Here is a 25,151-nt window from a genome sequence, read left to right as displayed (position 1 = left end):
CACACCGGAAAAATTAGCGAATGAGAAGAAGTATCAGGAGTGAGGCAGGCGGGGATTTTCAGACGGACAGGAAACCCTGTGGGAGCGAGCTGGCTCCCCCATGAAATGTGCTGATGTTCAGGCAGTAGCGGGCATTGAGTGCCGGCGGTGATGAACGTCGAGCTGATCCTTGATGACTTTCAGCACTTTGGCTTCGTGTTCATGAATAAAGAAATGACCGCCGGCGAGCATGTCCACGGAGAAACTGCCGAGGGTCTCCTTGCTCCAGCCGATCAATTGCTCGGTGGTCGCCCGGTCGGTGGTACCGCCGAGCACATGCACCGGGCATTTGAGCAATGGTCGCTGGATCGGCTGAAAACGCCCGCACAGCAGGAAGTCGGCACGCAGCACCGGCAAGGTGAGGCTCATCAATTCGGCATTGGCCAGAATTTCTTCGCTGGTGCCATTCAAGGTGCGCAACTGCTCGATCAGTTCAGCATCGCTCTTGGGTTCAGCGAAGCCGCGGTCATATTCACTGCGCAGCGTCGGCGCCGCCGTGCCGGAGGCGAACAGCGCAACCGGCTCCGGCAACCCCAAGGCACGCAAGGCATGGGCCAGCTCGCAGGCCAGCAGCGCGCCGAGGCTATGGCCAAAAATGGCATAAGGCGCGCGCAGGGTCGTTTGCAGTTCGCTGGCCAACTGACGGGCCAGCGCCCGCATATCGGTTTGCAGCGCTTCGCCAAATCGTGCGCCGCGCCCCGGCAGTTCTACCGGTTGCAACGTCAGCCACTGCGGCAATTTGCGCCGCCAGCGGCTGTAGACCATGGCACTGGCGCCCGAATAAGGAAGGCACAGCAATGTCAGCTGAGTCACCCGGCTTACCTCAAAAAGTTGTCTGTATAAAAGAACGAAGGCGATCCTGCAGAAATTAACCCGCGCGCGTCTATCCAGTCATTTCAGATGGCGGTAACTCTGCACGGCCGCGCCAAGCACCACCGCCCCCGCCGCAATCGCCAGCCAGAAGCCGCTGCGTGCGCCGAACGCATCCACCAGCGCTCCGGAGCCGGCAGCGCCGATCGCAACGCCAATGCTCAGGCCGGTCACCAGCCAGGTCAGGCCTTCGGTGAGTTTGGCCGGCGGCACGATGCGCTCGACCAGAGCCATCGCGACGATCAGCGTGGGGGCAAAGAACAGCCCGGCAATGAACACCGCCAGCGCCAGACCGACAATATTGCTGGCGAGCAACAGCGGCAACGTCGTCACCGCCGTCGCCACCCCGCCATACAAAAACAGTTGTGGCAGCGGCAGTTTCGAGCGCAGCGCGCCAAACGCCAGGCCGGCCAGACACGACCCGATGGCATACACCGACAAGACAATACTGGCAGCCGCCGGTTGCCCCTGTTGCTGGGCGAACGCGACGCTGACCACATCGACTACGCCAACGATTACGCCCATGGCAATCATCAATACCAACAACAACTGGATGTCGGTTGAACGGATGATCGAAACCTGATGCTGCGAGCCATGCGGATGCACCGGCGGCTCGGTGCTGCGCTGGGCGACAAAAGCGGTGACGCCGATCGCCAGTGCCAACAGTGCCGCCAACGGTCCAGCCTCGGGAAACACCGCCACGCAGAGGCCGACCGACAACGGCGGGCCAACGATGAAACACACTTCATCAAGCACCGATTCCAGCGCATACGCCGTCTGCAATTGCGGCTGGCCACGATAGATTTCGGTCCAGCGCGCGCGCACCATCGCCGACATGCTCGGCATGCAACCGGCCAGCGCGGCGAAGATAAACAGCGTCCAGGTCGGCGCCTGCAACCGCGTGCACAGCAGCAACATCAGCAACGCCCCGCCACCGAGCAACGCCGAAACAGGCAGCACTTTACCCTGGCCGAAACGGTCAACCAGGCGCGACACCTGCGGTGCGCAAAACGCCGTGGCCAAGGCAAACGTAGCCGCCACCGCACCGGCCAACGCGTACCCGCCGTACAGCTGCGAAAGCATGGTGATCACGCCAATCCCGGTCATGGAAATCGGCATGCGCGCGATCATTCCCGCCAGCACAAAATTCCGGGCGCCGGGGGCGTTGAACAACTCGCGGTAGGGGTTTGCCATCGGTCACAGCCTCATCAGGGGCGGCCAAGTTGCCATAAAGGTCGATGACCGGGGAAGCAAGCAATTGTTGGTGGAATGTTAAAGAGGCGAATTCGGCTATTTGCCGTTCCCAATCGCTTGAACTAACTTCTCTGTACCACTCACCGTAAGCCTGAATTTCACTTGTCAGTCTGGTCAGTTGTTTCGTCCGGAAGCGAAGGCACAAGGAGCCTCGCCATGGAAGATTCTCTGATTCTGGTTTCACCCAAAGACCGTAAAACCGGCGTTGCTGCGAAGATGCTGGTGCATCAACAGGGGCTTCGTCATCGTGCCATTTCGATCTTCATCTTTGACCACCATGGCCGCTTGCTGCTGCAACAACGGGCGCCGGACAAATATCACTCCGGCGGTTTATGGACCAATACCTGTTGCGGCCACCCCTGCGCAGGAGAACGGACCCGTGCCGCTGCCAAACGCCGCTTGCGGGAAGAAATGGGGCTGACCTGCAAAATCGCTAAAGTCACTTCGATGCTCTATCACGAACAGGTGTCCAACCAGTTGATCGAACATGAATTCGACCATGTGTTTGCCGGCATCAGTGAGACAGCACCGCGAGCCAATCCCGAGGAGGCACAAAACTGGCAGTGGTTATCGCTTGCAGACGTTGTCACGCAGCTCGAGCAGTCACCGGAACAATTCACGGTCTGGTTTCGTCGGGTGTTCGAGCAGTTCGGTATCGCTGGCGTGCAGCAATGGTTTGAAGCGGCTCGGGCTTCGCGTCGCTCATCCTCGGCATCGCGGGTGACATCCGTTGCCGGGATGTCTGCCTGGACGGTGCCTGCCCTGCACTGTCCGGCGCCCTTTCGCATCGATGATGCGCTGGCCGAAGCGGTCGAGGATCGATTCATGTCTTGGGTCATACAGACCGGCATTTTCCCCGGGCAACGGGACAAACTCCGCGCTGCGGGGTTCGGACGTTTCGCCATGCTCTGTCATACCGATACCGATGATCCCGATCGCTTGTTGCTGCAGGCCCAATGCATGGGCGCCTTGTTCAGTGTGGACGACTACTACTGTGACGATGAAAAAACCGGCTCCGAACCGCGACTGGTCGGGCAAAGACTGGCCAGGGCGCTCGGCGCACTGGAGCCGTTCCATCTCGCTCCCTCGTTTCGTCCCGCCCTCAATGAAGCGTTCAACCGCGATCCGGTACTGGTCGCCCTTCAGGACTATATGAAGCGTGTCGAAGCGTTGTCGACCCCAGCACAAACCGCCCGCGTACGCCATGAAATTTGCGCCATGTTCATCAGTATGGCCGGTGAAGCGGGTTGGCGAATGGCAAACCTTATCCCGCCACTGTGGGAGTATCTCAGTCAGCGTCAGGTCAACAGCTTCCTGCCATGCCTGTCGTTGATTGATGTGATTGGTGGTTATGATTTAACAGAAAACGTCTACAGCGCACCCGCTGTGCGACAGGTCACCGCATTGGCCGCCAGTGCCACGATCCTTGCCAACGACTTGTATTCTGCCGCAAAAGAAAACCAGACGAATGTCGGTAATTACAATCTGCCGCTGCTGTTGATGCGCGAGCAACAATGTTCGATCGAGCAAGCGATGGCGCAGAGCGCAGCCATTCACAACAAAGTCATGGGCTTGTATGAGGCGGCAGAACAAGCCGTATTGCCGCAGGCCTCGCCACTGCTCCAGCGCTACCTGACCGGACTCAAGAGTTGGCTGGCCGGTAACCTGGAATGGCACCGCACCAGCGCGCGTTACAAGCTCTGAGCTGGTGGTTTTTCACGATTGCAGATGAACTCTCGCCGCCGGCCGTCAGTCAGCTATGTAGGCCCTCGACCCGTAAACGCGATTCGTATGCAGATCTCCCTCGCCCGACAAGTTGCACTCATCACCGGCGCCAGCTCCGGCATCGGCCACGCCGCCGCCAAAGCCCTGGCCGCTGCCGGTGCCGCCGTGGTGATCAACTACAACCGCCAGGCGGAACCGGCCGAAGCACTCGCCCGGCAGATCATCGCCGACGGCGGCCAGGCCTTGGCCATCGGTGCCGATGTGTCGAAAGAAGACCAGGTCGAACGGCTGTTCACCGAGACCCTCGAGGCCTTCGGTTCGCTGGACATTCTGGTGGCCAATTCCGGTCTGCAAAAAGACTGCGCTGCAGTGGACATGACGCTGGACGACTGGAACGCGGTGATCGGCGTCAACCTCACCGGCCAGTTCCTCTGCGCTCGCGCCGCTTTAAGGATTTTCAATCGCCAGGGCGTTCGCGAAGGCGTGTCCCGCGCCGCCGGCAAGATCATTCACATGAGTTCTGTGCACCAACGCATTCCGTGGGCCGGGCACGTCAATTACGCGGCGTCCAAGGGTGGCGTCGATCAATTGATGCAGACCCTGGCGCAGGAAGTCAGCCATCAGCGTATTCGCATCAATGGCATCGCGCCGGGGGCGATTCGTACCGCGATCAATAAAGACGCCACCGAAGGCGCGGCCGGCGAAAAACTCCTCGACCTGATCCCCTACGGGCGTATCGGCGATGTTGAAGACATCGCCAACGCGGTGGTCTTCCTCGCCTCCGACGCCGCCGATTACATCGTCGGCACCACCCTGTTCATCGACGGCGGCATGAGCCTCTATCCGGAGTTTCGCGGCAATGGCTGAGCAACATCCAGAACGACAAAGCCCGATCGACGCCCACGGCATCATCGGCGACATGCGCAGTGCGGCACTGGTCAACGACAAGGGCAGCGTGGATTTTTTCTGCTGGCCGGAGTTCGACAGCCCGTCGATATTCTGTTCGCTGCTGGACTCGCCCGACGCCGGGATTTTCCAACTGGCGCCGGACTTGCCCGATGCCCGCCGCGAGCAGATTTACCTGCCCGACACCAACGTCCTGCAAACCCGCTGGCTCAGTGAATACGCCGTAGTGGAAATCACCGACATGCTGCCGGTGGGCGACAGCGAAGATGATCTGCCTTTGCTGATGCGCCGGGTACGGGTGGTCAGCGGCGAGGCGACCTTTCACATGCGCTGCGCCGTGCGCCACGACTATGCCCGCGCCGACACTCAAGCGCAGAACGATCAGAAGGACGTGGTGTTCAGTGCCTCCGGGCAACCGACGTTGCGTCTGGCCTCAGACCAATCGATGCAGATTGACGCCCAAGCCGCCGTCGCTCACTTCACGCTGAAGCAGGATCAGACGGCCGCTTTCATGCTCGGTGCCACCGACGATCCGCGTTTTGCCGAAGGCGCCGGCGCGTTCTGCATGGAGCGCACGCTGAAATTCTGGCGCGACTGGATCGGTCAGTCGATCTACCGCGGACGCTGGCGTGAAATGGTCAACCGCTCGGCGCTCGCACTGAAACTCCTGACCTCACGCAAACACGGCGCGATTCTCGCCGCTGCGACCTTCGGCCTGCCGGAAACACCGGGCGGCGAGCGTAACTGGGATTATCGCTACACCTGGATCCGCGATGCCTCGTTCACGGTCTACGCGTTCATGCGCCTGGGTTTTGTCAGCGAAGCCAACGATTACATGCGCTGGCTGCGCGGGCGGGTCAGCGACTGCCATGGCCAGCCGATGAAACTGAACATTCTGTATGCCATCGACGGGCGTCAGGAACTGCCGGAAACCGAACTTGCCAACTTATCCGGCCACGGCGGCGCAAAACCGGTGCGCATCGGCAATGGCGCCTATGACCAGATTCAGCTGGATATCTTCGGCGAACTGATGGACGCGGTGTATCTGGTCAACAAGTACGGCGACGCGATTTCCCACGAAGGTTGGAAACACGTGCGCGAAGTGGTCGATCAGGTGTGTGAGACCTGGCAGACCACGGATGTCGGCATTTGGGAAATGCGTGGTGAGCAACATCACTTTCTGCATTCGCGCCTGATGTGCTGGGTGGCGCTGGACCGGGCAATCCGTCTGGCCTCAAAACGCTCGTTACCGGCACCGTTCGCCCAGTGGGACCAGACCCGTCAAGCGATCTACGCCGACATCTGGGACAACTTCTGGGATGAAGAGCGCGGACATTTCGTCCAGTACAAGGGCGGCACAGCCCTCGATGGCTCGATGCTGTTGATGCCGCTGGTGCGTTTCGTCAGCGCCAAGGATCCACGCTGGCTGTCGACACTTGAGGCCATCGAAAAGACGCTGGTGCGTGACGGCATGGTTTATCGCTATCGCAACGATGACGCCAACATCGACGGCTTGACCGGCACCGAAGGCGCGTTTGCCGCGTGCTCGTTCTGGTACGTCGAATGTCTGGCCCGGGCCGGGCAAGTGGAAAAGGCCCATCTGGAGTTTGAACAGTTGCTGCGCTACGCCAACCCGCTGGGGCTGTACGCCGAGGAGTTCGACAGCCACGGGCGGCATTTGGGCAACACGCCGCAGGCATTGACGCATCTGGCGTTGATCAGTGCGGCGAGTTTTCTCGATCGGCGATTGAGTGGGGAAAAGAGTGAGTGGCAGCCGTAAAGTCAGCGGAGGCTGTCGGAAATATCCCTCACAAAATGCTGAATGTAGGACGCAAGCCTAGACCTGAAGCCTGGAAACCCAGTCCCTCCGGCGAGGGACTACAAATCCCCAACAAAGATTGATCCATCCTTTCCCCGCAACTTGCGCTTACACCCCGAAATACCTTGTTGCCAGCGCTTACATCCGCCCCTACCATCCACCGCAACGGGCACAGCGGAGCTGTCCAACAAAACCCGAATTCAAGGAACCAGAATGTCCCAGCACGTCCAGCGTACCATCGACTCTCCCCTGCGCACCGGCCTGACCCGCACCCAACTCTGGGAAGGCACCGACAAAGGCCTGATCAAATGCTGGGAAATCGGCCGCCAGCGCGCCGTCCGCTTCCCCGACCTCGCCCTGAAATGCCTCTCTGGCGAATTACCGGTGCTCGGCTGGAAAGGTGGTGTGAGCCGCAGCCTGAAGAAGAACGAAAAATACGGCTCGCTGAAATACCTTGCGCAGTGGCAAGGGTTGCGCGGGGAAGACCTGGATATCGATTTGGCTGAGGAGCGTTCGTTGACGTGTTCGCGGACGAAGATGGTGGTGACGTTTACTCCGGATCGCAGCAAGTATTTCAATCAGGTGGCGGAAGCCGAAACCAATTAACACCAAGCTGTTGCGCTCGATGCACTTGCATGCCCTTAATCTAATGCACTTTGCGCGCAGCATACTAAGCCGAAGCAAAAACATGACAGCAGACATCACAACATCAGAAACCGCAACCACTGATCCTTTTGCAATATTTAAATTTCAAGCCCGCCGCTTTGCTCATTCCATCTTCTCGGAAAATACGCGAAAAGCATATTACGCCATAAGCATCAGCGCAGGCCTTGGCATCTTCTTTCTATATTTCTCGCACATTAACTACACTCCACGAATATCACTGACAGACTCGATAATGCTGATATTCTCAGCGCTTATTATTGGAATAATCTTTTCCCTGACCATGGCTGGTCTTTTCATCTTCCCATCTTTCATATGGAGAGATCTGGTCGAAGATTTCGGCGAAGACCAATCTCTGCGCTTCAAGTATATTCTGCACCGCCAAGGCATTGCTCTACTTTTACTTATCGTCCTGTTCCTGTGCGTGCTTTTATTTGAGAGCATCAGAGAATACTCACTAATATTCATCATATGTATATTATTGCTTTGGCCGATTTCCATGTTTGCAAACAATGAGAAACTGAAAAAACACGCAACCGCCTTAGCAATCAACGCGCTCATCATGAGCGTATGTACTTATACGCTAGTGACTCTTGTATTACATGGCGTAGAAGACATTCCCGACTCAAGCTTCAAAGAACCCACCACCCGAATTATTGTTTTTGCAAGTTTCACATTCGTGCTCTTCGCAAACATATTCATTGCCTCACTAAAAAGAGCAAATGCCACCAACACCTTGCTAATCGCTTTTTCACTATTAACAGCCATACTCATTGCAACCCAAAGCACAGCAGCCATTCCGAAGGGCATAATGCGCACACTTGGCCTGGGAAGCTTTCAAGCAAATGAAATAGTTCTCACCGATGAACTATGCGACTACTTCCGATCGGTCGACCAATCAAAAATAAAGCGTATAAACAAGAAATCGTGCTTACTTATAAACCCATGGATACTCTGGAAAGGCGAGGATGCAACATTGATAAGAATAAAAAACACAAAATATCAAATAGAGAAGAAATACATAAACATCATGTCATATGACGTGTACGGCACGTCCACACCTGAACAAAAGAAACCGTAATCTCAAACGAAGAACGGTTTGTTCTTTCGGTAAAGTTATTCAAGGCATTACTGATCTGTTGCAGCGCTGACCGAAAACCGCTCCCGATACGCCTGCGGCGTCACACCGATAGCCCGCAGAAAACTACGACGCAATGTCTCTTCACTGCCAAACCCGCAATTGGCCGCGATGCGTTTGACTGGCAGGCCGGTGTCGCTCAATAACCGGCGGGCGGTCTCAACGCGAATCAACTCAATCGCCCGCGCTGGGGTCTGGCCGGTGTCGGCGCGGTAATGACGGACAAAGCTGCGTTCGCTCATGCCGGCTTGTTCGGCCAACGTCGGCACGCCGAGATCGCAGGTCAGGTTTTCGGCGATCCACGCATGCAGGTCGTCAAAACGATTGCCCTGATTTTGCAGCGCCAAGGTCACGCTGAACTGTGACTGCCCGCCCGGTCGCTTGAGAAAAACCACCAGATGCCGAGCGACGTCCAGCGCGATGTCGCGACCGAGGTCTTCTTCAACCATCGCCAGTGCCAGATCGATGCCGGCGGTAACGCCTGCCGAGGTCCAGACCGGACCGTCGTTGATGAAGATCGGATTGGCCTCGACTTGCAGTTTCGGGTGCTGCTGCGCCAATTGTTCACAACGGGTCCAGTGGGTGACCACTCGACGACCGTCGAGCCAGCCACTGGCCGCGAGTAAAAAAGCGCCGGTGCACACTGACGCTACGCGCCGACATTTCGCCGCGTGTTCGCGCACCCAATCCACCAATGGCACATCTTCGGCGGCAGGATAAATGCCCCAGCCACCGGCGATGATCAGCGTGTCACTGGGCTCCAGCGGTAGCGGTTCAGCCAATACCGCCAAGCCTGCCGAGGACATCACCGCCCCGCCCTCGCTGGCGATCACACTTGGCGCATAAGGCATCGGCAAACCGCGTTGACGACAGAGGTCATTGGCCGAAGCAAACACCTGCAACGGGCCTGTGACGTCGAGGATCTGCATGTTGGCAAACGCGAGTACATGAATGGCTTTGGACATTTGGCGTAATTCGTGGGGTGATTGGCGTATGCGCCAGAACCTACGCGCCTACAGTGAAGCCGTCCACCCCCTCAACGGAGAAAAAACACCATGACGCTGCAGATCGGTTTTCTGTTGTTCCCGCAGGTTCAGCAACTCGACCTGACTGGCCCTTACGACGTGCTCGCTTCGCTGCCGGACGTAAAAGTGCATCTGATCTGGAAGGATCTGATGCCGGTCACCGCCAGCACCGGCCTGCTGCTGAAACCGACCACCACGTTCGAGGACTGCCCCGATCTGGATGTGATCTGTGTGCCGGGTGGCGGCGGTGTCGGGCCGTTGATGGAAGACGAGCAGACGCTGGACTTCATCAAACGCCAGGCGGCACAGGCGCGTTACGTGACGTCGGTGTGTACCGGTTCGCTGGTGCTTGGCGCGGCGGGTCTGCTGCAAGGCAAACGCGCAACGACGCACTGGGCGTATCACGATCTGCTGCCGACGCTGGGCGCGATTGCGGTGAAGGATCGAGTGGTGCGTGACGGCAATCTGTTTACCGGTGGCGGGATTACCGCCGGGATCGATTTTGCCTTGGTGCTGGCGGCTGAGTTGGTTGATGCCGACACGGCGCGACTGGTGCAACTACAACTTGAGTATGCGCCAGCACCGCCGTTCAACTCCGGTTCTCCGGACACAGCGCCTAGCTCAATCGTCGACAAGGCGCGGTTGCGCGCCGCTCCGTCGTTAAAACTGCGCACGGAAATCACTGAGCGCGCCGCCGCAAAGCTCAACCTGCGCTGATTTCTCTACCCCCCGGTGGAATACAAATCCCCTGTGGGAGCGGGCTTGCTCGCGAAGGCGGTGTATCAGTCGACACATTCATTGCCTGACCCACCGCCTTCGCGAGCAAGCCCGCTCCCACATTGGGGTTTGTATTGGGTCACAGGTTTCAGTGTTGTCCCGGATTCTCGCCACACTTTCACCTGTCTGAACCCTCTGCCCCCCGGTGGAAGACAAATCCCCTGTGGGAGCGGGCTTGCTCGCGAAAGCGGTGGATCAGTCGACACATTCATTGCCTGATCCACCGACTTCGCGAGCAAGCCCGCTCCCACATTGGGGTTTGTGTTGGGTCACAGGTTTCAGTGTTGTCCCGGATTCTCACCTCACCTTCACCTGTCTGATCCCTCGACCCCCCGGTGGAAGACAAATCCCCAGTGGGAGCGGGCTTGCTCGCGAAGGCGCTGTATCCGTCGACACATTCATCGCCTGACCCACCGACTTCGCGAGCAAGCCCGCTCCCACATTGGGGTTTGTGTTGGGTCACAGGTTTCAGTGTTGTCCGGGATTCTCGCCACACTTTCACCTGTCTGAACCCTCTGCCCCCCGGTGGAAGACAAATCCGCTGTGGGAGCGGGCTTGCTCGCGAAGGCGGTGTATCAGTCGACACATTCATTGCCTGACCCACCGCCTTCGCGAGCAAGCCCGCTCCCACATTGGGGTTTGTATTGGGTCACAGGTTTCAGTGTTGTCCCGGATTCTCGCCACACTTTCACCTGTCTGAACCCTCTGCCCCCCGGTGGAAGACAAATCCCCTGTGGGAGCGGGCTTGCTCGCGAAAGCGGTGGATCAGTCGACACATTCATTGCCTGATCCACCGACTTCGCGAGCAAGCCCGCTCCCACATTGGGGTTTGTGTTGGGTCACAGGTTTCAGTGTTGTCCCGGATTCTCGCCACACTTTCACCTGTCTGAACCCTCTGCCCCCCGGTGGAAGACAAATCCACTGTGGGAGCGGGCTTGCTCGCGAAAACGTTGTATCAGTCGATACTTTCATTGCCTGATCCACCGACTTCGCGAGCAAGCCCGCTCCCACATTGGGGTTTGTGTTGGGTCACAGGTTTCAGTGTTGTCCGGGATTCTCGCCACACTTTCACCTGTCTGAACCCTCTGCCCCCCGGTGGAAGACAAATCCACTGTGGGAGCGGGCTTGCTCGCGAAAGCGGTGTATCAGTCGACACATTCATTGCCTGACCCACCGCCTTCGCGAGCAAGCCCGCTCCCACATTGGGGTTTGTGTTGGGTCACAGGTTTCAGTGTTGTCCCGGATTCTCACCTCACCTTAACTTGTCCCCAAGCCCCCAGCCGTGTAGAAAGCCCTTCCACAAAATTTGCACAAAGATTTTCGATGAAGGCTTTGCCATGGCTCTATCTGGCACTTCTCACCCTCGGTTACGGATTGGCGCTGAGCTACGGCCAACTCGGCTGGCTCGCACTGACTTCCGGCGGGCTGCTATTGATCGCCGGATTCGCCGTACGCCAGCAACACGTTCCGTTTGCGCGCTATCTCGGTCACGGCCTGTTCATCGTTCTGGCTTTGGCCCTGGCGCTGCACTGGCTGCCGGGTTTCTACAACGGTCGCGCCATCGATCCGCAACGTTTTACCGACAACGCCGTGCCGTTCTCGATGTACCTCAATCAAGACAAACCGCTGATCGGCTTCTGGCTGTTGCTGATCTGTCCGTGGATTGTCATGCGCCGTTCACTGCGTTTGACGGTGTACGCCACTGCCCTCGCTGCCATATGGCGACAACCTCGCCCTGTTACTGGCCTCATCGCTGTTCGCACTGGCCCATGTGGGTGCGGGCTGGACCTGGGTGTTGCTGGCAGGGCTGGCGGGGGTCGGCTATGGTCTGGCCTACCGTTTTGGCGGACTCGGAGCGGCGATCGCCACACACTTCGGGCTGAACCTGCTGCATTTCGGCCTGTTCACTTATCCGATGCTGGCCGGTTGAAGCAAGGCCCGTTTTGCGACGCCGTGCTGATTACCGAAAGAAAAATTCAATAAAAAGCTGACATCGCCGACAACCTTTCAAAGCCTTGCGGATTGAAAAACCATGCGTAATAACCAGCCCATTACACAACGCGAACGGACGTTCCCGGCTCAGCAGCGGTTGATTTCCACAACTGATGCCAAAGGCGTGATCACCTACTGCAACGACGCTTTCGTTGAAATCAGTGGGTTTTCGCGTGAGGAACTGATCCGTGCGCCGCACAACCTGGTCCGTCACCCCGACGTCCCGGCGGCGGTGTTTTCGCACATGTGGGGCACACTGAAACAAGGCTTGCCATGGATGGGCATTGTCAAGAATCGCTGCAAGACCGGTGATCATTACTGGGTTAACGCCTATGTAACACCGGTGTTTGAAGGCAATCAGGTGGTCGGTTACGAGTCGGTGCGGATCAAACCCACCGCCGAACAGATCCGCCGTGCCGAAGCGCTCTACCAACGCATCAACCAAGGCAAGTCGGCAATCCCTTCCAGCGACAAATGGCTACCGGTGTTGCAAGACTGGCTGCCGTTCATTCTGGTCAGCCAGTTGAGCTTCGTGATCGGCGCGACCCTGAACTCGCAGTGGGGCTTTGCCCTGGCAGCCGGTTTGTCGGTGCCACTGGGCCTGCTGGGCCTGCAATGGCAGCAACGCGGGCTCAAGCGCCTGCTGCGTCTGGCCGAACAGACCACGTCCGACCCGCTGATCGCGCAGATGTACACCGACAGCCGTGGCGCGCAAGCACGTCTGGAAATGTCGATCCTCAGTCAGGAAGCCCGTCTGAAAACCTGCCTGACCCGTCTGCAGGACACTGCCGAACACTTGACCGATCAGGCCAAGCAGTCCGACCGACTGGCACACAGCAGCTCGACCGGCCTGGAACGTCAGCGGGTGGAAACCGAACAGGTCGCCACCGCCGTCAACCAGATGGCCGCGACGACTCAGGAAGTCGCCAGCCACGTGCAGCGCACCGCCGACGCGACTCAGGAAGCCAATCGCCTGACCGGTCGCGGTCGTGACATCGCCGGCGAAACCCGCGAAGCCATTCAGCGTCTGTCCGTCGTCGTGGGTGAAACCGGCCTGACCGTCACTCAACTGGCCAAGGACAGCGACGAAATCGGCGGCGTGGTTGACGTGATCAAAGGCATCGCCGACCAGACCAACCTGCTGGCGCTCAACGCCGCCATCGAAGCTGCGCGTGCCGGCGAGATGGGCCGTGGCTTTGCCGTGGTGGCTGACGAAGTGCGTCAACTGGCGCAGCGCACCAGCGAATCCACCGGGCAGATCCATGCCCTGATCGCCAAGCTGCAGCAGACTGCTTCGAGCGCTGTGCAAACCATGGAAGCCGGGCATCGCCAGGCCGAAGAAGGTGTCGCGCGGGTGCTGGAAGCGGACCAGGCGCTGGTCGGTATCAGCGAAGCGGTGGCCAACATCACCGACATGACCACCCAGATCGCCGCCGCGACCGAAGAGCAAAGTGCTGTGGCCGACGAAATCAGCCGCAACATCAGCAATATTTCGGAGTTGGCGGATCAGACTTCAGAGCAGGCGCATAACTCGGCGTTGCTGAGTGAAGAGCTGACCAAGACGGCGAATACGCAGTACTCGTTGGTGGAGCGGTTTAACCGCTAAAAGCAAAAGATCGCAGCCTTCGGCAGCTCCTACACGGATCCGATGTAGGAGCTGCCGCAGGCTGCGATCTTTTGATCTTCAAAGCCCGGACGGCGAAAGCTTCCGGGTTTTTTGTTGCTTGTCTGAAAGTGATAGTGCTTGGCAGAGCGCTTTCGCGAGCAGGCTCGCTCCCACTTTGGAACGTAGTGGGATCACAGATTTGTGTCCAACGACAATCCCTTGTAGGAGTGAGCCTGCTCGCGATGAGGCCATAACAGCCAGCGAAATTACTGAGGCAACTTCAGCTTATCCAGCAGTCGATTGACCAACAGTTCGTTGAGCATGATCACCTGTTGCAGCGCCAGCAGTGGTTTGCGTTCCGGGCCGCCGATTGAGTGAGCGATGTTACCGGCCATGGCATGGGCGTAAGACAGCGACTCGCAGGCTTCGACGAGCAGGGTTTCATCATCCAGTGTGGGGTCGACGAGAAAGACGGGGCGAAACTTGGGCGAGCTTGGCGGAGCACCCAGGGCTTCGGGTCGGAGGTAGTAGTCGAGGGCGCGATCCGTCGCTTCTTTTGTCTTTTGAGACTCAAGCGCTGGGTCGTGAGGGGTTGGGTCGATGCCCGGAGGGTTTGGCGTGGCTTTGAACATAAATATCTAATTCCTGATCAAGGGCCGCGACCGTTCTCTACTAAAAGAAGGGTGGCGGCTGTGCGCAGGTTAGTAGACCGGAGGAATTAGCAAGACCGGCGCGCTCGAAAGCGCCCTGAGCACAGCCACCATTGAGTGCAGGCTGTAGTGGTCTAATGAAACCGGACACCCATTTAGGCGAGAATGCTCGCCAGATAGAGGTGTCTGATGACCAAACAACGTCGTTCTTTTTCCGCTGAATTCAAACGCGAGGCCGCAGGCCTCGTGCTCGATCAAGGCTATAGCCATATCGAAGCCAGCCGCTCGCTTGGTGTGGTTGAGTCCGCGTTGCGCCGCTGGGTTAATCAGCTTCAGCAGGAGCGCACTGGCGTTACTCCGCAGAGTAAAGCGCTGACGCCAGAGCAACAGAAAATCCAGGAATTGGAAGCTCGAATCGCTCGACTTGAGCGGGAGAAATCCATTTTAAAAAAGGCTACCGCGCTCTTGATGTCGGAAGAGCACGAGCGCACGCGCTGATTGATCAACTGAGCCCCCAAGAGCCGGTTGATTGGCTTTGCGCAGTCTTTGACGTCACTCGTTCGTGTTACTACGCCCATCGTCTCAGGCGCCGAACTCCAGACGTTGAGCGGCTTCGGTTGCGCAGCCGGGTTAACGAACTGTTTACGCAAAGTCGAAGCGCCGCCGGTAGCCGCAGCATCGTGTCGATGATGCAGGAAGACGGCGAGCAAATTGGGCGGTTCAAGGTGCGAGGCCTGATGCGGGAACTGGAGTTGGTCAGTAAACAACCTGGATCACATGCCTACAAACAAGCGACGGTTGAGCGGCCTGACATTCCGAACATATTGAATCGAGAGTTTGATGTGCCGGCGCCGAATCAGGTCTGGTGTGGCGACATCACCTACATCTGGGCTCAAGGGAAATGGCATTACCTGGCTGTCGTTATGGATCTTTACGCGCGCCGAGTGGTGGGCTGGGCGCTGTCGAACAAGCCGGATGCGGATCTGGTCATCAAGGCGTTGGACATGGCTTACGAACAGCGTGGCAGGCCTCAAGGGCTTCTGTTTCACTCGGATCAGGGCTCGCAATATGGCAGTCGCCAGTTTCGCCAACGGCTCTGGCGTTACCGCATGCGCCAAAGCATGAGCCGTCGTGGAAACTGCTGGGATAACGCGCCGATGGAGCGTGTGTTTCGCAGCTTGAAAACTGAATGGATACCGACCGTGGGCTACATGACAGCTCAAGAAGCGCACCGCGACATCAGTCATTACCTGATGCATCGGTACAACTGGATTAGACCGCACCAATTCAACAACGGACTGGCCCCAGCTCAGGCCGAGAAAAAACTTAACGTCGTGTCCGGGATTAGTTGACCACTACAGACCATCCTGCACGCCCCCACTGGAGTCACTTGGCCAACAACAGATAATCCGTTCACAAGGCTGGGAGTGGGGGCGAGCGGAGAGCTGAGCCTTGAAGGCGGCTGGGGGGGGGGGGGACAAGGAACAAGACTTTTCCTTCCTCTGAGCCCCAAGCACCTCCTATTCGCATGTGTCGGCCAGCGCCCCCCCCTCCGCGAGGCAGTACGGTAAGCCTCTCCGACGCGGTATTTTTTTTTACGATGATCATCAATGGCGCCAGCCGCTACATATTTGCGACTGATACACAGGATATCGCTGAGTTCAGGCCACGCACCGTCTCGCGAGAGCTATTTGATGCAGAGGCTAAGCTGTGGGCGGATTGGCATGCAAGCCAATCAGAAGAGGAAGCACAGTACCCTAACCTTTAACCTATTTTGCCCCCGAGGCGATTGATAGAGGGGAGTGAGTTGCCGCGTATGGTCGCGGGATTACCCTTCGCCAACAGCAGCTATGGGTTGTGATTGCGGCCCTTCGTGACAGGCAGCAATCGGCCAAAGCAGACGTTCGCAAGCGGTGTTTGCGACATCTCTTTTTCTACAGAACCTAGTAGATTCATTCATGCCCCCCGTCAGACTGGTTGAGAAAAATCAGGACGCCAAGCAGTGCCATATAGAACCTAAACGCTGCTTCCTGACCGCTCCATTGATGCGACTGCCACATCAGGAACCATTCACCGCCTATTACCATAAAGCCGAAAAACCAAACTAGTAGCCCGGTAACGAATCCGGCAATAGCCACGTGTTTAGCACTGTTGAACCGCTGTGCGCTGGCGTGCCTAACCCGCCATAAAGATATCGCCCCCCAAATTAACAAGACGCCAGTCAGCCCTTCACCGGCAATGATCAACGCATATGCGGCATGCCACAACCATGGTGTCGTAATTGCCCGATACAGCGCTGCATTACCCGGAAAGGTTGTATCCATACTTAGCACGTGCTTCACGAAAGCAAAGTTAGATTCGTAATCAGTGATGTTATTGAAGGCAACAAGCGCGGCGAAGCCCCCCAGCATCAGAGTCAGAATGATTTTTGCGTAACGAATGGTCATCTTTTTCTCCACAAAACACGAGTAAATACGAGGCCCCACTTCCAGGATCGTTTTTTTCGTGGGCTGGGCTGTAGTGGTTTCGGAAAGCGTCTGCAGTTTTAATCATCCGCAATAGCGTTGGGACCGCAAGGACTTCGTGGCTAATGGCTTGCGACGATTCTTGGAGAATCTCCTCATTGATCTCGTCGATTAAATAACACCGAACTACCGACGATAGCACGCGGAAATACTTGACTCTCAAAGAATTACGAGCTATTGCGGCGCTTGCAAACAACGGTACAAGATCTTCGGAAGATAACTCAATGTGCTCCGCCCAGGAAATGCTCCTTACCCTGAGGAGACAAGGGGAAACCCTTAATGCTACTGAGTTATTTGGCACTTTAATCGAAAATTCTAAGTATACCCGCCGAAATTCAAGAAGTAATTCTCAGCTCGACAAATCCAAAATAGCGATCAGCTGTAACCGTCTGGCCAACACGCCTTCCTGCGGAAAAGTATATGTGCCATGCGCTTTACCCCTGGGAACGCGCTGTGGCGTGCGCCGCTGTCGGCGACTGATCATTGGGCCTGTCCCAATCAAACTTTACGACCAACTTATGGCCGCGATATTCGTGAATGATGGGAACGTCTACGCCGTGGGACATCTCTCGAACCCTTTGCCGCTGATCAATGTGCTCGAGTTTTAACGCAATTCAACCGGCAACACTATCGTGGCGCTTCGCTATCCGAACGGAGTGTGCCACCCCGCCCAGCTCCGGACGGAGTAAGCAAGCCCGAGATTCATCAAAACAAGCCGCCCAACGACTCTGGCACCCAGTTCATGATCATCAGCTCGCCGCTGACTTCGGCCTTCCCCTGCCGCTGGTTGGTATTGGAGTAACGGATGTCCAATGTCTCGAAGTGGAAGCATTCGAACACGCGGCGGATATCCGGGTGATCGTTGATGCTGACCATCACTTTGCCTTTGCAACGACGCATGAAGTCGGCCATCCGCTCGTAGTTCTCGAAAGGAAAGTCCACACCGTACCTGGCGGTCTGCCAGTAAGGCGGGTCCATGTAATGGAAGGTACCAGTCGCATCCTTGAGGTATTCGTCCTGGTTCGTGGTACCCACGAACACGCACTGGCGCGGCACGTCCATGGTGCGACGGCCGTAGCTCTCGCGATAAGTGTCCGTGGACGCCGAGAAAAACTGCTTGGCCTTGGTACTCTCTGCCTTGTTGAAGCTGTCCAGCTCGCCCAGCTCGACAATCCACTTGCCCCTGATCGCCTGAAAGCCGTCCTTGTCGCCCAGCGCGAACGGCGTATCCATGAACCACTCGCCGCCGAGAATGCTCATCGCCGTCGACTTACCGGCGCCCTGCGCACCCTCAAGGATCATCACCGAGTCAGCCTTGCAGCCAGGCTTCATCACTCGCGCCACGGCCGACAACACCCAGCGCTTGCCAACCTTGGACGAGTAGTCGGTTGCCTTCACACCCATGACATCGGTGAGCCAGCTTTCCAGACGAGGAACGCGATCCCATTCGAGCTTGCGCAGGTACTGCCGCACTGAATGAAACGCATGATCATGTGCGACCACACTGACCGCCTCGATCACATGGGACGCCTTGACCCGAAGGTTGTATTGCTGCGCGAGCCACTTCATCACCCGCACGTCATCGATATCCGCCCAGTCTCCCGTGCCGCCGCCATAAGGCGCCGCACGTAGCTTGACGAGCTTCGAACTGAAGGCGCTGTAGCTGATTACCCCAGCCCAACGTGGATCATTGGCCAGTATCAATTCAACGTTCTGCATGTGTGCGATCAGAGCGCCGCTATCGCTGCGAGCTAGTAGATCTTTCCAACCACCTGCAGCCGGTGGCCTGACCACAGCCAATACCTGACGGCGCACCGCCTCCAAACCCTCGGCGACATGCAGATCGTTGAAGTCGGTTCACTTCACTTCCCGCTCACTGGAGAAGATCGGCGCAACCACTTGGCCACCGATGATCAGTGCCGCGTTATTGGCCTTCTCTTCACCTGGGTTCCAGGCGTCGCCGTTTGGCTTTGTGGTCTTCCAGTCATCGTCCCTGCAAATGATCAGAGGGCAACCGGCAAACGGCTCGCGCATGGCCTTACACACGGCCAGCAGGTTATCCGTGACTATCTTATTGGCATCGAACCTTCGGTCGAAACCATCCGCCCCTGGACTGCCGCAGAAGCCCGACTCAATTACCACCAACACTTGATGGATCAACTCTTTATCGAACTTCGGAGGAAAGCAGCATGACGAACGCTCAAAATATTCCTCGAACTCAAACCGCTTTGCTCCGCAATGATCACAGTATCGCCACGCCAGTAACAAACAGCTGCTGCGCAGCAGCTCGCATCATTGACGCTTACAGCAGAACGACCGCCCCCCCCCCCCCCCCCACGAAAAGCTGCGCGAGGCAGCCCCCCCCCCACAGTGCAGCGCTTATCGCTCAAAAACGCTCGCCCGCGCAGCTTGTCGAGAGGTATACGCAGTGTGATGAGGTAGCAGAACTATCGCTGCCGACCTACCACCTCGACAAGATTCCAGAAGACAAGGTGGCCGAACTCATCGGGACTAGCCGCCGGGCGCTACAAGGAAAACGCGCCAGAGGCGTCATCCCCAAAGGTGTCTGGAACACCATCGATAGCCGCATTTACTACAGCATCAGGAGATACGAGGCATGGCTCGAAAGCCAATGGGATTGCCCACCGGAGTTGAATTTGCTGGACAGTCTGTCCGCATTCGCTTCACCTGGAACGGGCAACGCCGTTGCGAAACCCTCCCCTATCCCCAAACGCCGAAGGGGATTAAGGCTGCCGCCAACTTACGCGCTAACGTAACCAGCCTGATCAAGCATGGCGTGCTGGATCATCAGCGATACGCTGAACTGTTCCCAAACTCCACCTACGCCAACTACTCGGCGACTCCCCGTTTCGGGGAGTACGCCCAGGAGTAGCTGAACAGTCGCGAGATAGTGTCCGGCACACGCAAGAACTACCTCGGTTCGCTCAATCTGTATTGGATGCCGTACTTGGCAATGCTGCCCATCGACAGCATCACGTCGGTAATGTTGCGCAAGGTCGTGGCCAACACAGAATGGCCGACACCGGGCGTAAAGCGCGCGGCGATCCAGCGAGATCGCGGCACTGCGCTGGGAAGAGGTCGACAAGGAGAAACGACTGGTCAACGTGTGTCGGATCGTCGCGGACTACAAGATCGAGGAACGCACCAAAACCCGGAACGTGCGCCAAGTCATGCTCAATAGCCGCGCGCTGCAGGCCCTTGAGCAGGCCGAGCTGGAAACGCAACAACGCGCCTTGCAGATCCGCCGCAAACGCGCCGACTCGCCCTACGTGTTCCCGCCAACCAAGAATTTCGAGTTCATTCAACAATCGAGTGTGACCGACAAACACTTCCAGGCTGCACTGACCGAATTGGGGATTCGCGCCCGCCGGCAATACAACTGCCGACACACATACGCTACCATGTGCCTCATGGCGGGTATGAACCCTGCGTTTATTGCCACTCAGCTTGGTCATAGCGTTCAGATGTTGCTATCGACTTACGCCCGATGGATCAACTCCAGCACTGACTGGGGTGAACTCGGTAAGCTCGAAAACAGCTTGATTGGTACAAAATTGGTACAGACTGAAACAGTACCCCTCTGAAACCCTTATGGAATCAGCCCCCGTGACACTGGAACAGAACTACACCGCGATTCTCGGCCAATTGGGCGAGGACGTCTCCCGCGAGGGCCTGCTCGACACGCCAAAGCGTGCCGCCAAAGCCATGCAGTACCTCTGCCGCGGTTATGAACAGACGCTCGAAGAGGTCACCAATGGTGCCCTGTTCAGCTCCGACAACAGCGAAATGGTGCTGGTCAAAGACATCGAGTTGTACTCGCTGTGCGAACACCACCTGCTGCCGTTCATCGGCAAGGCACACGTCGCTTATATTCCGAGCGGCAAAGTGCTGGGCCTGTCGAAGGTTGCGCGCATCGTCGATATGTACGCGCGCCGCCTGCAGATTCAGGAAAACCTCAGCCGCCAGATCGCCGATGCCGTGCAGCAAGTCACCGGCGCCCTGGGCGTTGCCGTGGTGATCGAGGCCAAGCACATGTGCATGATGATGCGCGGCGTCGAGAAGCAGAATTCGTCGATGATCACTTCGGTGATGCTCGGTGAGTTCCGCGAAAACGCAGCGACGCGCAGCGAATTCCTCAGCCTGATCAAGTAATTCGCGGCAGAAAAAACCGGCGTTGATCGCCGGTTTTTTTTCGTCCGTAAAAAATCGGGTAAGCTGCGCGCCTTCTTCAATGTTTCTGTGAGGCTTGTAACGTGTTCGTCAAAGCGCTTCGTGTCGGTCTCGGCCAACTGATCATCTTCATCGATTTCCTCACCCGTCCGGGCAAGAAAAAACGCCCTGCCGCCGAACAGGCTCAGGTCGACAGTGCTGCGAAGGATCTGACCTTGTATCAGTTCCACGCCTGCCCCTTCTGCGTGAAAACCCGCCGTACCTTGCGTCGCTTGAATGTGCCGGTGGCGCTGAAGGATGCGAAGAACAACGAGCAGGATCGCCAGACGCTGCTGGAACAGGGTGGCCGGATCAAGGTGCCGTGCCTGCGCATTGAAGAGAATGGGCAGACGACCTGGATGTATGAATCCAAGGTGATTATTGATTATCTGGATAAGCGATTTGCTGCTGTCTGATATTTTTTTGTTGTGCTGACGGACGCCCTCGCGAGCAAGCCCGCTCCCACAATTTGAAATGCATTCCCCTGTGGGAGCGGGCTTGCTCGCGAAGAGGCCCTCTCAGCCACCACAAATCCCAGACAAAAATAAACCGGCCCTTGAGCCGGTTTATTTGTTTTCAGGCCGCCTCAGCCGCCTGCGCCCGACGCACCACCGCCGCCAATCGCTTGAGCCCCTCATCCAGCCGTGCGGGATCGATGTGGCTGAAATTCAAACGCAAATGCCCGAGGTTTTTATCGGGATCGGGGAAGAACGGCTCACCCGGCATAAACGCCACGTCATTGGCCAGCGCTTCGTCGAGCAAGGTGCGCGTGTCCAGCGGCTGCTTCAGCGTCAGCCAGAAAAACAACCCACCCTGCGGCACGTTCCAGTCGGCCAGATCGGCAAAGTGCGTTTCCAGCGCTGCTTGAAAGCCATCACGCCGCTCACGATAGAAACCGCGCAATTGACTCAAATGCTGCTGGTATTTCTCACTGCCGATCCACTGCAACGCCTGCCACTGGCCGATGCGATTGGTGTGCAGATCCGCTGACTGCTTGAGCTTGAGCAAATGCGGGAACAGATCAGGGCTGGCGATCAGATAACCGACGCGCAAACCGGGCAACAAGGTTTTTGAGACGGTGCCGGTGTAGATCCAGCTCGCTGTCTTCAAGCGCCCGGCAATCGGTTTGGCGCTGCCGCCGTCGAAGGTCAGCTCGCGGTACGGCTCATCTTCGATCAGGGTGACGCCGAATTCGTCGAGCAAGGCGGCGACCGCTGCGCGCTTGGCTTCGCTGTAGCGCACGGCGGAGGGGTTCTGGAACGTCGGGATCAGGTAGATAAACGCCGGGCGATGCTGCTCCAGACGATTGCGCAATTGCACCAGGTTCGGACCATCGGACTCTTGCGGCACGGTCAGGCAGTCGGCGCCGAACAGTTGAAATATCTGCAACGCGGCCAGATAGGTCGGCGCCTCAAGCAAGATCTCGGTGCCCTTGTCGATGTACAACTTGGCCGCCAGATCCAGCGTCTGCTGCGAGCCGCTGACCACCAGCACCTGGCTCGCTGCGCAATCGAGTCCCAGTGCCCTCGCCTCCGCTGCCAAGGCTTCGCGCAGCGCCGGCTCGCCTTCGCTCATGCCATATTGGCCGAGTGAAAGCGGCATGTCGGCCCATTCGACTTTCGGCAGCATGGCTTCAGCAGGCAAGCCGCCAGCGAACGACATCACTTGCGGACGCTGGGCGGCGGCGAGGATTTCACGGATCAAAGAACTTTTAAGGCGCGAGACACGTTCGGAAAAAGCCATGGAAGTCACCGGTGGCGAGGCATGTGAAAAATAAGTCAAACTGGTTGACTGAAATTACGCCAGCTTGAGCGAGTACGTCAACATGCTTGACCTTAAAAACCCCAGCAGTCAGCAACAGGCCATGGAAGCGTTTTTCTTCGGCTACCAGGCCTTCACCGCCAAGGCTGATGAAATGCTGGAGCGCCGCGGCTTGTCGCGGGTGCATCAGCGGATTGTGTTTTTCATCGCCCGTTATCCGAATTTGAGTGTGAAGGAGCTGCTGGCTTTGCTCGGGGTGAGCAAGCAAGCGCTGAACATGCCGCTGCGCCAGTTGCAGGAAATGCATCTGGTCGACAGCGTGGCGTCACAGGCGGATAAGCGTAAGCGGCTGCTGGAGTTGACGGCCGAAGGGGCGAAGTTTGAGCAGGCGTTGCGCCGTGAGCAGGTGAAGTTGCTGGAGCGGGTGTTTGCCGAGGCTGGGGAGACGGCGGTGAATGGATGGTTGGCGGTGAATCTGGCCTTGGGTGAGAGTCAGGCACATCTCGATTGACTGGACTGGCCTCTTCGGGAGCAAGCCCCCTCCCACAGGGGAACGCATTTCAAATGTGGGAACGGGCTTGCTCGCGAAGGCGTCCGAACAGGCGATATATCCCTATCGACGGACCTTTCGTAAACAAAATCAAAAACAATATTTGCTTTATTTGTACACAAAAGCATAATCCACAGCGTGCGAGTTCCTGACCGATCGGTCAACAAATTCGCGTATGCCTCAAAGGGCCGCTGCCACCCCTCATGGGTCCGGCCCTGGAAATAACAATAAAACTCTTGAGGAGTACTCGCTGTGGAAAGCCGCAAATCCGAAGCATCGACGCTGGATCTCTCGCCGCCACTACGCACTGGCCTGCTGGAGCGCCTGTTTAAACTCAGCTTGCATGGCACCACGGTGAAGACCGAGCTGATTGCCGGTCTGACAACCTTCATCACCATGGCCTACATCATCTTCGTCAACCCGAACATCATGGCCGATGCCGGGATCGATCACGGTGCAGCCTTCGTCGCCACCTGTATCGCCGCGGCGCTGGGCTGCCTGTTGATGGGCCTGTACGCCAACTGGCCGGTGGGCCTGGCACCGGGCATGGGGCTTAACGCGTTCTTCACCTACACCGTGGTCGGCACCATGGGCTACAACTGGGAAACCGCGCTCGGCGCGGTGTTCGTCTCAGGCGTACTGTTCATGATCCTGACGTTCTCGCGGATTCGCGAATGGCTGCTCAACAGTATTCCGGTCAGCCTGCGCTATGCGATGGGCGCGGGGGTCGGTCTGTTCCTCGGGCTGATTGGCCTGAAAACCGCCGGCATCGTCGTCGATAGCCCGGCCACCCTGATCAAACTCGGTTCCTTGCGCGAACCCGGCCCGCTGCTGGCGGCCATCTGCTTTCTGATGATCGCGATCCTCAGCTATCACAAGGTGTTCGGCGCGATCCTCATCAGCATCATCACGGTGACTCTGGCCGGTTGGGGCCTGGGCATCGTGCACTACGAAGGGATCATGTCGACCCCGCCAAGCCTGGCGCCGACCTTCATGGCGATGAACGTGGCCGGCGTGTTCAACGTCAGCATGATCAGTGTGGTGCTCGCGTTCCTCTTTGTGCACATGTTCGACACCGCCGGCACCCTGATGGGCGTCGCCCAGCGCGCCAATCTGGTCAACGCTGACGGCCGTATCGAAAACCTCTCCCGCGCGATGAAAGCCGACAGTGCGTCCAGTGTCTTCGGCGCCGTGGTTGGTGTTCCTCCAGTAACAAGCTATGTCGAAAGTGCTGCCGGGGTGGCCGCTGGTGGTCGGACTGGTCTTACCGCAGTCACCGTAGGTGTGCTATTTATAGCGGCGATGTTTTTTGCACCGCTGGCCGGCATGATTCCCGCGTATGCCACTGCCGGTGCACTGATCTACGTTGCGATGCTGATGATGGGCGGCATGGCCCACATCGAGTGGGACGAAGCCACTGATGCCATTCCGGCGATCGTCACGGCAATCATGATGCCGCTGACCTTTTCGGTCGCCGATGGCATCGCGTTGGGCTTTATCACCTACGTGGCGTTGAAGGCCGGTACCGGCAAGTACAAAGAGATTTCCGTCAGCCTGTGGGTGCTCTGCGCGATCTTCATCGCCAAGTTCATCTTCTTGTAAGCGTCACGCGGTTCAAGCT

20 protein-coding genes and 2 pseudogenes are annotated in these 25,151 nt (G+C 57.7%); 14 read left to right on the top strand and 8 right to left on the bottom strand.

All coding sequences use genetic code 11. The features are described from left to right. Nucleotides 1-117: 117 nt before the first annotated feature. A complete protein-coding gene (locus tag ATI02_RS03570; protein ID WP_081265155.1) occupies nucleotides 118-852 on the bottom strand; it encodes a thioesterase II family protein in 735 nt (244 codons plus the stop codon). A 78-nt stretch (nucleotides 853-930) separates the two neighbouring features. Next, nucleotides 931-2,103 carry an MFS transporter gene (locus ATI02_RS03565; RefSeq protein ID WP_100845442.1) on the bottom strand — a complete coding sequence of 391 codons (1,173 nt, stop codon included), beginning with the start codon at nucleotides 2,101-2,103 and terminating at the stop codon, nucleotides 931-933. Nucleotides 2,104-2,265: 162 nt separating this feature from the next. Here ATI02_RS03565 and idi point away from each other — a divergent pair, with 162 nt between their 5' ends. From idi to ATI02_RS03540, 5 genes are all read left to right on the top strand, one after another. Continuing rightward, complete coding sequence (idi, locus tag ATI02_RS03560) at nucleotides 2,266-3,867, top strand: isopentenyl-diphosphate Delta-isomerase (RefSeq protein WP_157815125.1); 1,602 nt, start codon at nucleotides 2,266-2,268, stop codon at nucleotides 3,865-3,867. Between the two features lie 87 nt (nucleotides 3,868-3,954). Further along, a complete protein-coding gene (locus ATI02_RS03555) occupies nucleotides 3,955-4,755 on the top strand; it encodes a glucose 1-dehydrogenase (RefSeq protein ID WP_100845440.1) in 801 nt (266 codons plus the stop codon). Continuing rightward, complete coding sequence (locus tag ATI02_RS03550) at nucleotides 4,748-6,574, top strand: glycoside hydrolase family 15 protein (RefSeq protein ID WP_100845439.1); 1,827 nt, start codon at nucleotides 4,748-4,750, stop codon at nucleotides 6,572-6,574. The genes ATI02_RS03555 and ATI02_RS03550 overlap by 8 nt, the downstream gene beginning before the upstream one ends. A gap of 252 nt (nucleotides 6,575-6,826) precedes the next feature. Next, nucleotides 6,827-7,219 carry a hypothetical protein gene (locus ATI02_RS03545; RefSeq protein ID WP_100845438.1) on the top strand — a complete coding sequence of 131 codons (393 nt, stop codon included), beginning with the start codon at nucleotides 6,827-6,829 and terminating at the stop codon, nucleotides 7,217-7,219. A gap of 82 nt (nucleotides 7,220-7,301) precedes the next feature. Further along, nucleotides 7,302-8,357, top strand: coding sequence for a hypothetical protein (locus ATI02_RS03540; protein ID WP_146166115.1), 1,056 nt, complete (start codon nucleotides 7,302-7,304; stop codon nucleotides 8,355-8,357). 47 nt (nucleotides 8,358-8,404) lie between these two features. On the opposite strand, the gene ATI02_RS03535 is transcribed toward ATI02_RS03540, so the two are convergent. Then, entirely contained in the window at nucleotides 8,405-9,379 is a 975-nt protein-coding gene (locus tag ATI02_RS03535; RefSeq protein WP_100845436.1) for a GlxA family transcriptional regulator, read from the bottom strand. A 90-nt stretch (nucleotides 9,380-9,469) separates the two neighbouring features. Here ATI02_RS03535 and inhA point away from each other — a divergent pair, with 90 nt between their 5' ends. From inhA to ATI02_RS03495, 3 genes and pseudogenes are all read left to right on the top strand, one after another. After that, nucleotides 9,470-10,156, top strand: coding sequence for an isonitrile hydratase (gene inhA / locus ATI02_RS03530; protein WP_100845435.1), 687 nt, complete (start codon nucleotides 9,470-9,472; stop codon nucleotides 10,154-10,156). Between the two features lie 1,383 nt (nucleotides 10,157-11,539). Further along, nucleotides 11,540-12,146: pseudogene (locus tag ATI02_RS03500) on the top strand (CPBP family glutamic-type intramembrane protease). Between the two features lie 102 nt (nucleotides 12,147-12,248). Beyond that, entirely contained in the window at nucleotides 12,249-13,814 is a 1,566-nt protein-coding gene (locus ATI02_RS03495) for a methyl-accepting chemotaxis protein Aer (RefSeq protein ID WP_100845430.1), read from the top strand. Nucleotides 13,815-14,080: 266 nt separating this feature from the next. On the opposite strand, the gene ATI02_RS03485 is transcribed toward ATI02_RS03495, so the two are convergent. After that, the gene (locus tag ATI02_RS03485) at nucleotides 14,081-14,446 is read right to left on the bottom strand and encodes a DUF6124 family protein (protein ID WP_095190847.1); all 366 of its coding nucleotides are present in this window, start codon (nucleotides 14,444-14,446) and stop codon (nucleotides 14,081-14,083) included. 207 nt (nucleotides 14,447-14,653) lie between these two features. Between ATI02_RS03485 and ATI02_RS03480 the strand changes: the two genes are divergently transcribed. After that, nucleotides 14,654-15,816 (top strand): IS3 family transposase gene (locus ATI02_RS03480; protein WP_095191983.1). Its coding sequence is split into 2 segments (ribosomal slippage): nucleotides 14,654-14,909 and nucleotides 14,909-15,816, totalling 1,164 coding nucleotides; the frame shifts between segments, so codons are not numbered across the junction. A 600-nt stretch (nucleotides 15,817-16,416) separates the two neighbouring features. Here ATI02_RS03480 and ATI02_RS03475 read toward each other — a convergent pair. From ATI02_RS03475 to ATI02_RS33115, 3 genes are all read right to left on the bottom strand, one after another. Next, nucleotides 16,417-16,911 carry a DUF2165 family protein gene (locus ATI02_RS03475; protein WP_095191290.1) on the bottom strand — a complete coding sequence of 165 codons (495 nt, stop codon included), beginning with the start codon at nucleotides 16,909-16,911 and terminating at the stop codon, nucleotides 16,417-16,419. Between the two features lie 783 nt (nucleotides 16,912-17,694). Then, complete coding sequence (locus ATI02_RS33120; protein ID WP_338110252.1) at nucleotides 17,695-18,708, bottom strand: VapE domain-containing protein; 1,014 nt, start codon at nucleotides 18,706-18,708, stop codon at nucleotides 17,695-17,697. A gap of 138 nt (nucleotides 18,709-18,846) precedes the next feature. Then, complete coding sequence (locus ATI02_RS33115; RefSeq protein WP_157815124.1) at nucleotides 18,847-19,257, bottom strand: hypothetical protein; 411 nt, start codon at nucleotides 19,255-19,257, stop codon at nucleotides 18,847-18,849. Between the two features lie 349 nt (nucleotides 19,258-19,606). Between ATI02_RS33115 and ATI02_RS03455 the strand changes: the two are divergent. The 3 genes and pseudogenes from ATI02_RS03455 to ATI02_RS03445 all read left to right on the top strand — a co-directional run bounded on the left by ATI02_RS03455 (nucleotide 19,607) and on the right by ATI02_RS03445 (nucleotide 21,635). Next, nucleotides 19,607-20,594, top strand: a pseudogene (locus ATI02_RS03455) (Arm DNA-binding domain-containing protein). Between the two features lie 22 nt (nucleotides 20,595-20,616). After that, complete coding sequence (gene folE, locus ATI02_RS03450) at nucleotides 20,617-21,162, top strand: GTP cyclohydrolase I FolE (RefSeq protein ID WP_010456659.1); 546 nt, start codon at nucleotides 20,617-20,619, stop codon at nucleotides 21,160-21,162. Between the two features lie 101 nt (nucleotides 21,163-21,263). Next, the gene (locus tag ATI02_RS03445; RefSeq protein ID WP_095191289.1) at nucleotides 21,264-21,635 is read left to right on the top strand and encodes a glutathione S-transferase N-terminal domain-containing protein; all 372 of its coding nucleotides are present in this window, start codon (nucleotides 21,264-21,266) and stop codon (nucleotides 21,633-21,635) included. A gap of 160 nt (nucleotides 21,636-21,795) precedes the next feature. On the opposite strand, the gene ATI02_RS03440 is transcribed toward ATI02_RS03445, so the two are convergent. Then, on the bottom strand, nucleotides 21,796-22,962 hold the full coding sequence (locus tag ATI02_RS03440; protein WP_100845428.1) for an aminotransferase-like domain-containing protein: 1,167 nt from the start codon (nucleotides 22,960-22,962) through the stop codon (nucleotides 21,796-21,798). Nucleotides 22,963-23,044: 82 nt separating this feature from the next. On the opposite strand from ATI02_RS03440, the gene ATI02_RS03435 reads away from it, so the two are divergent. Together ATI02_RS03435 and ATI02_RS03430 are read left to right on the top strand one after the other, a co-directional pair. Then, complete coding sequence (locus tag ATI02_RS03435; protein ID WP_095191507.1) at nucleotides 23,045-23,491, top strand: MarR family winged helix-turn-helix transcriptional regulator; 447 nt, start codon at nucleotides 23,045-23,047, stop codon at nucleotides 23,489-23,491. A 291-nt stretch (nucleotides 23,492-23,782) separates the two neighbouring features. Next, nucleotides 23,783-25,132 (top strand): NCS2 family permease, encoded by a 1,350-nt coding sequence (locus ATI02_RS03430; protein WP_100845427.1) that lies wholly within the window; start codon nucleotides 23,783-23,785, stop codon nucleotides 25,130-25,132. The last annotated feature ends 19 nt before the right edge of the window (nucleotides 25,133-25,151 follow it).

It is taken from the genome of Pseudomonas baetica, assembly GCF_002813455.1.
Classification (GTDB): Bacteria; Pseudomonadota; Gammaproteobacteria; order Pseudomonadales; family Pseudomonadaceae; genus Aquipseudomonas; species Aquipseudomonas baetica.
This window is presented reverse-complemented; position numbering and strand designations above follow the sequence as displayed.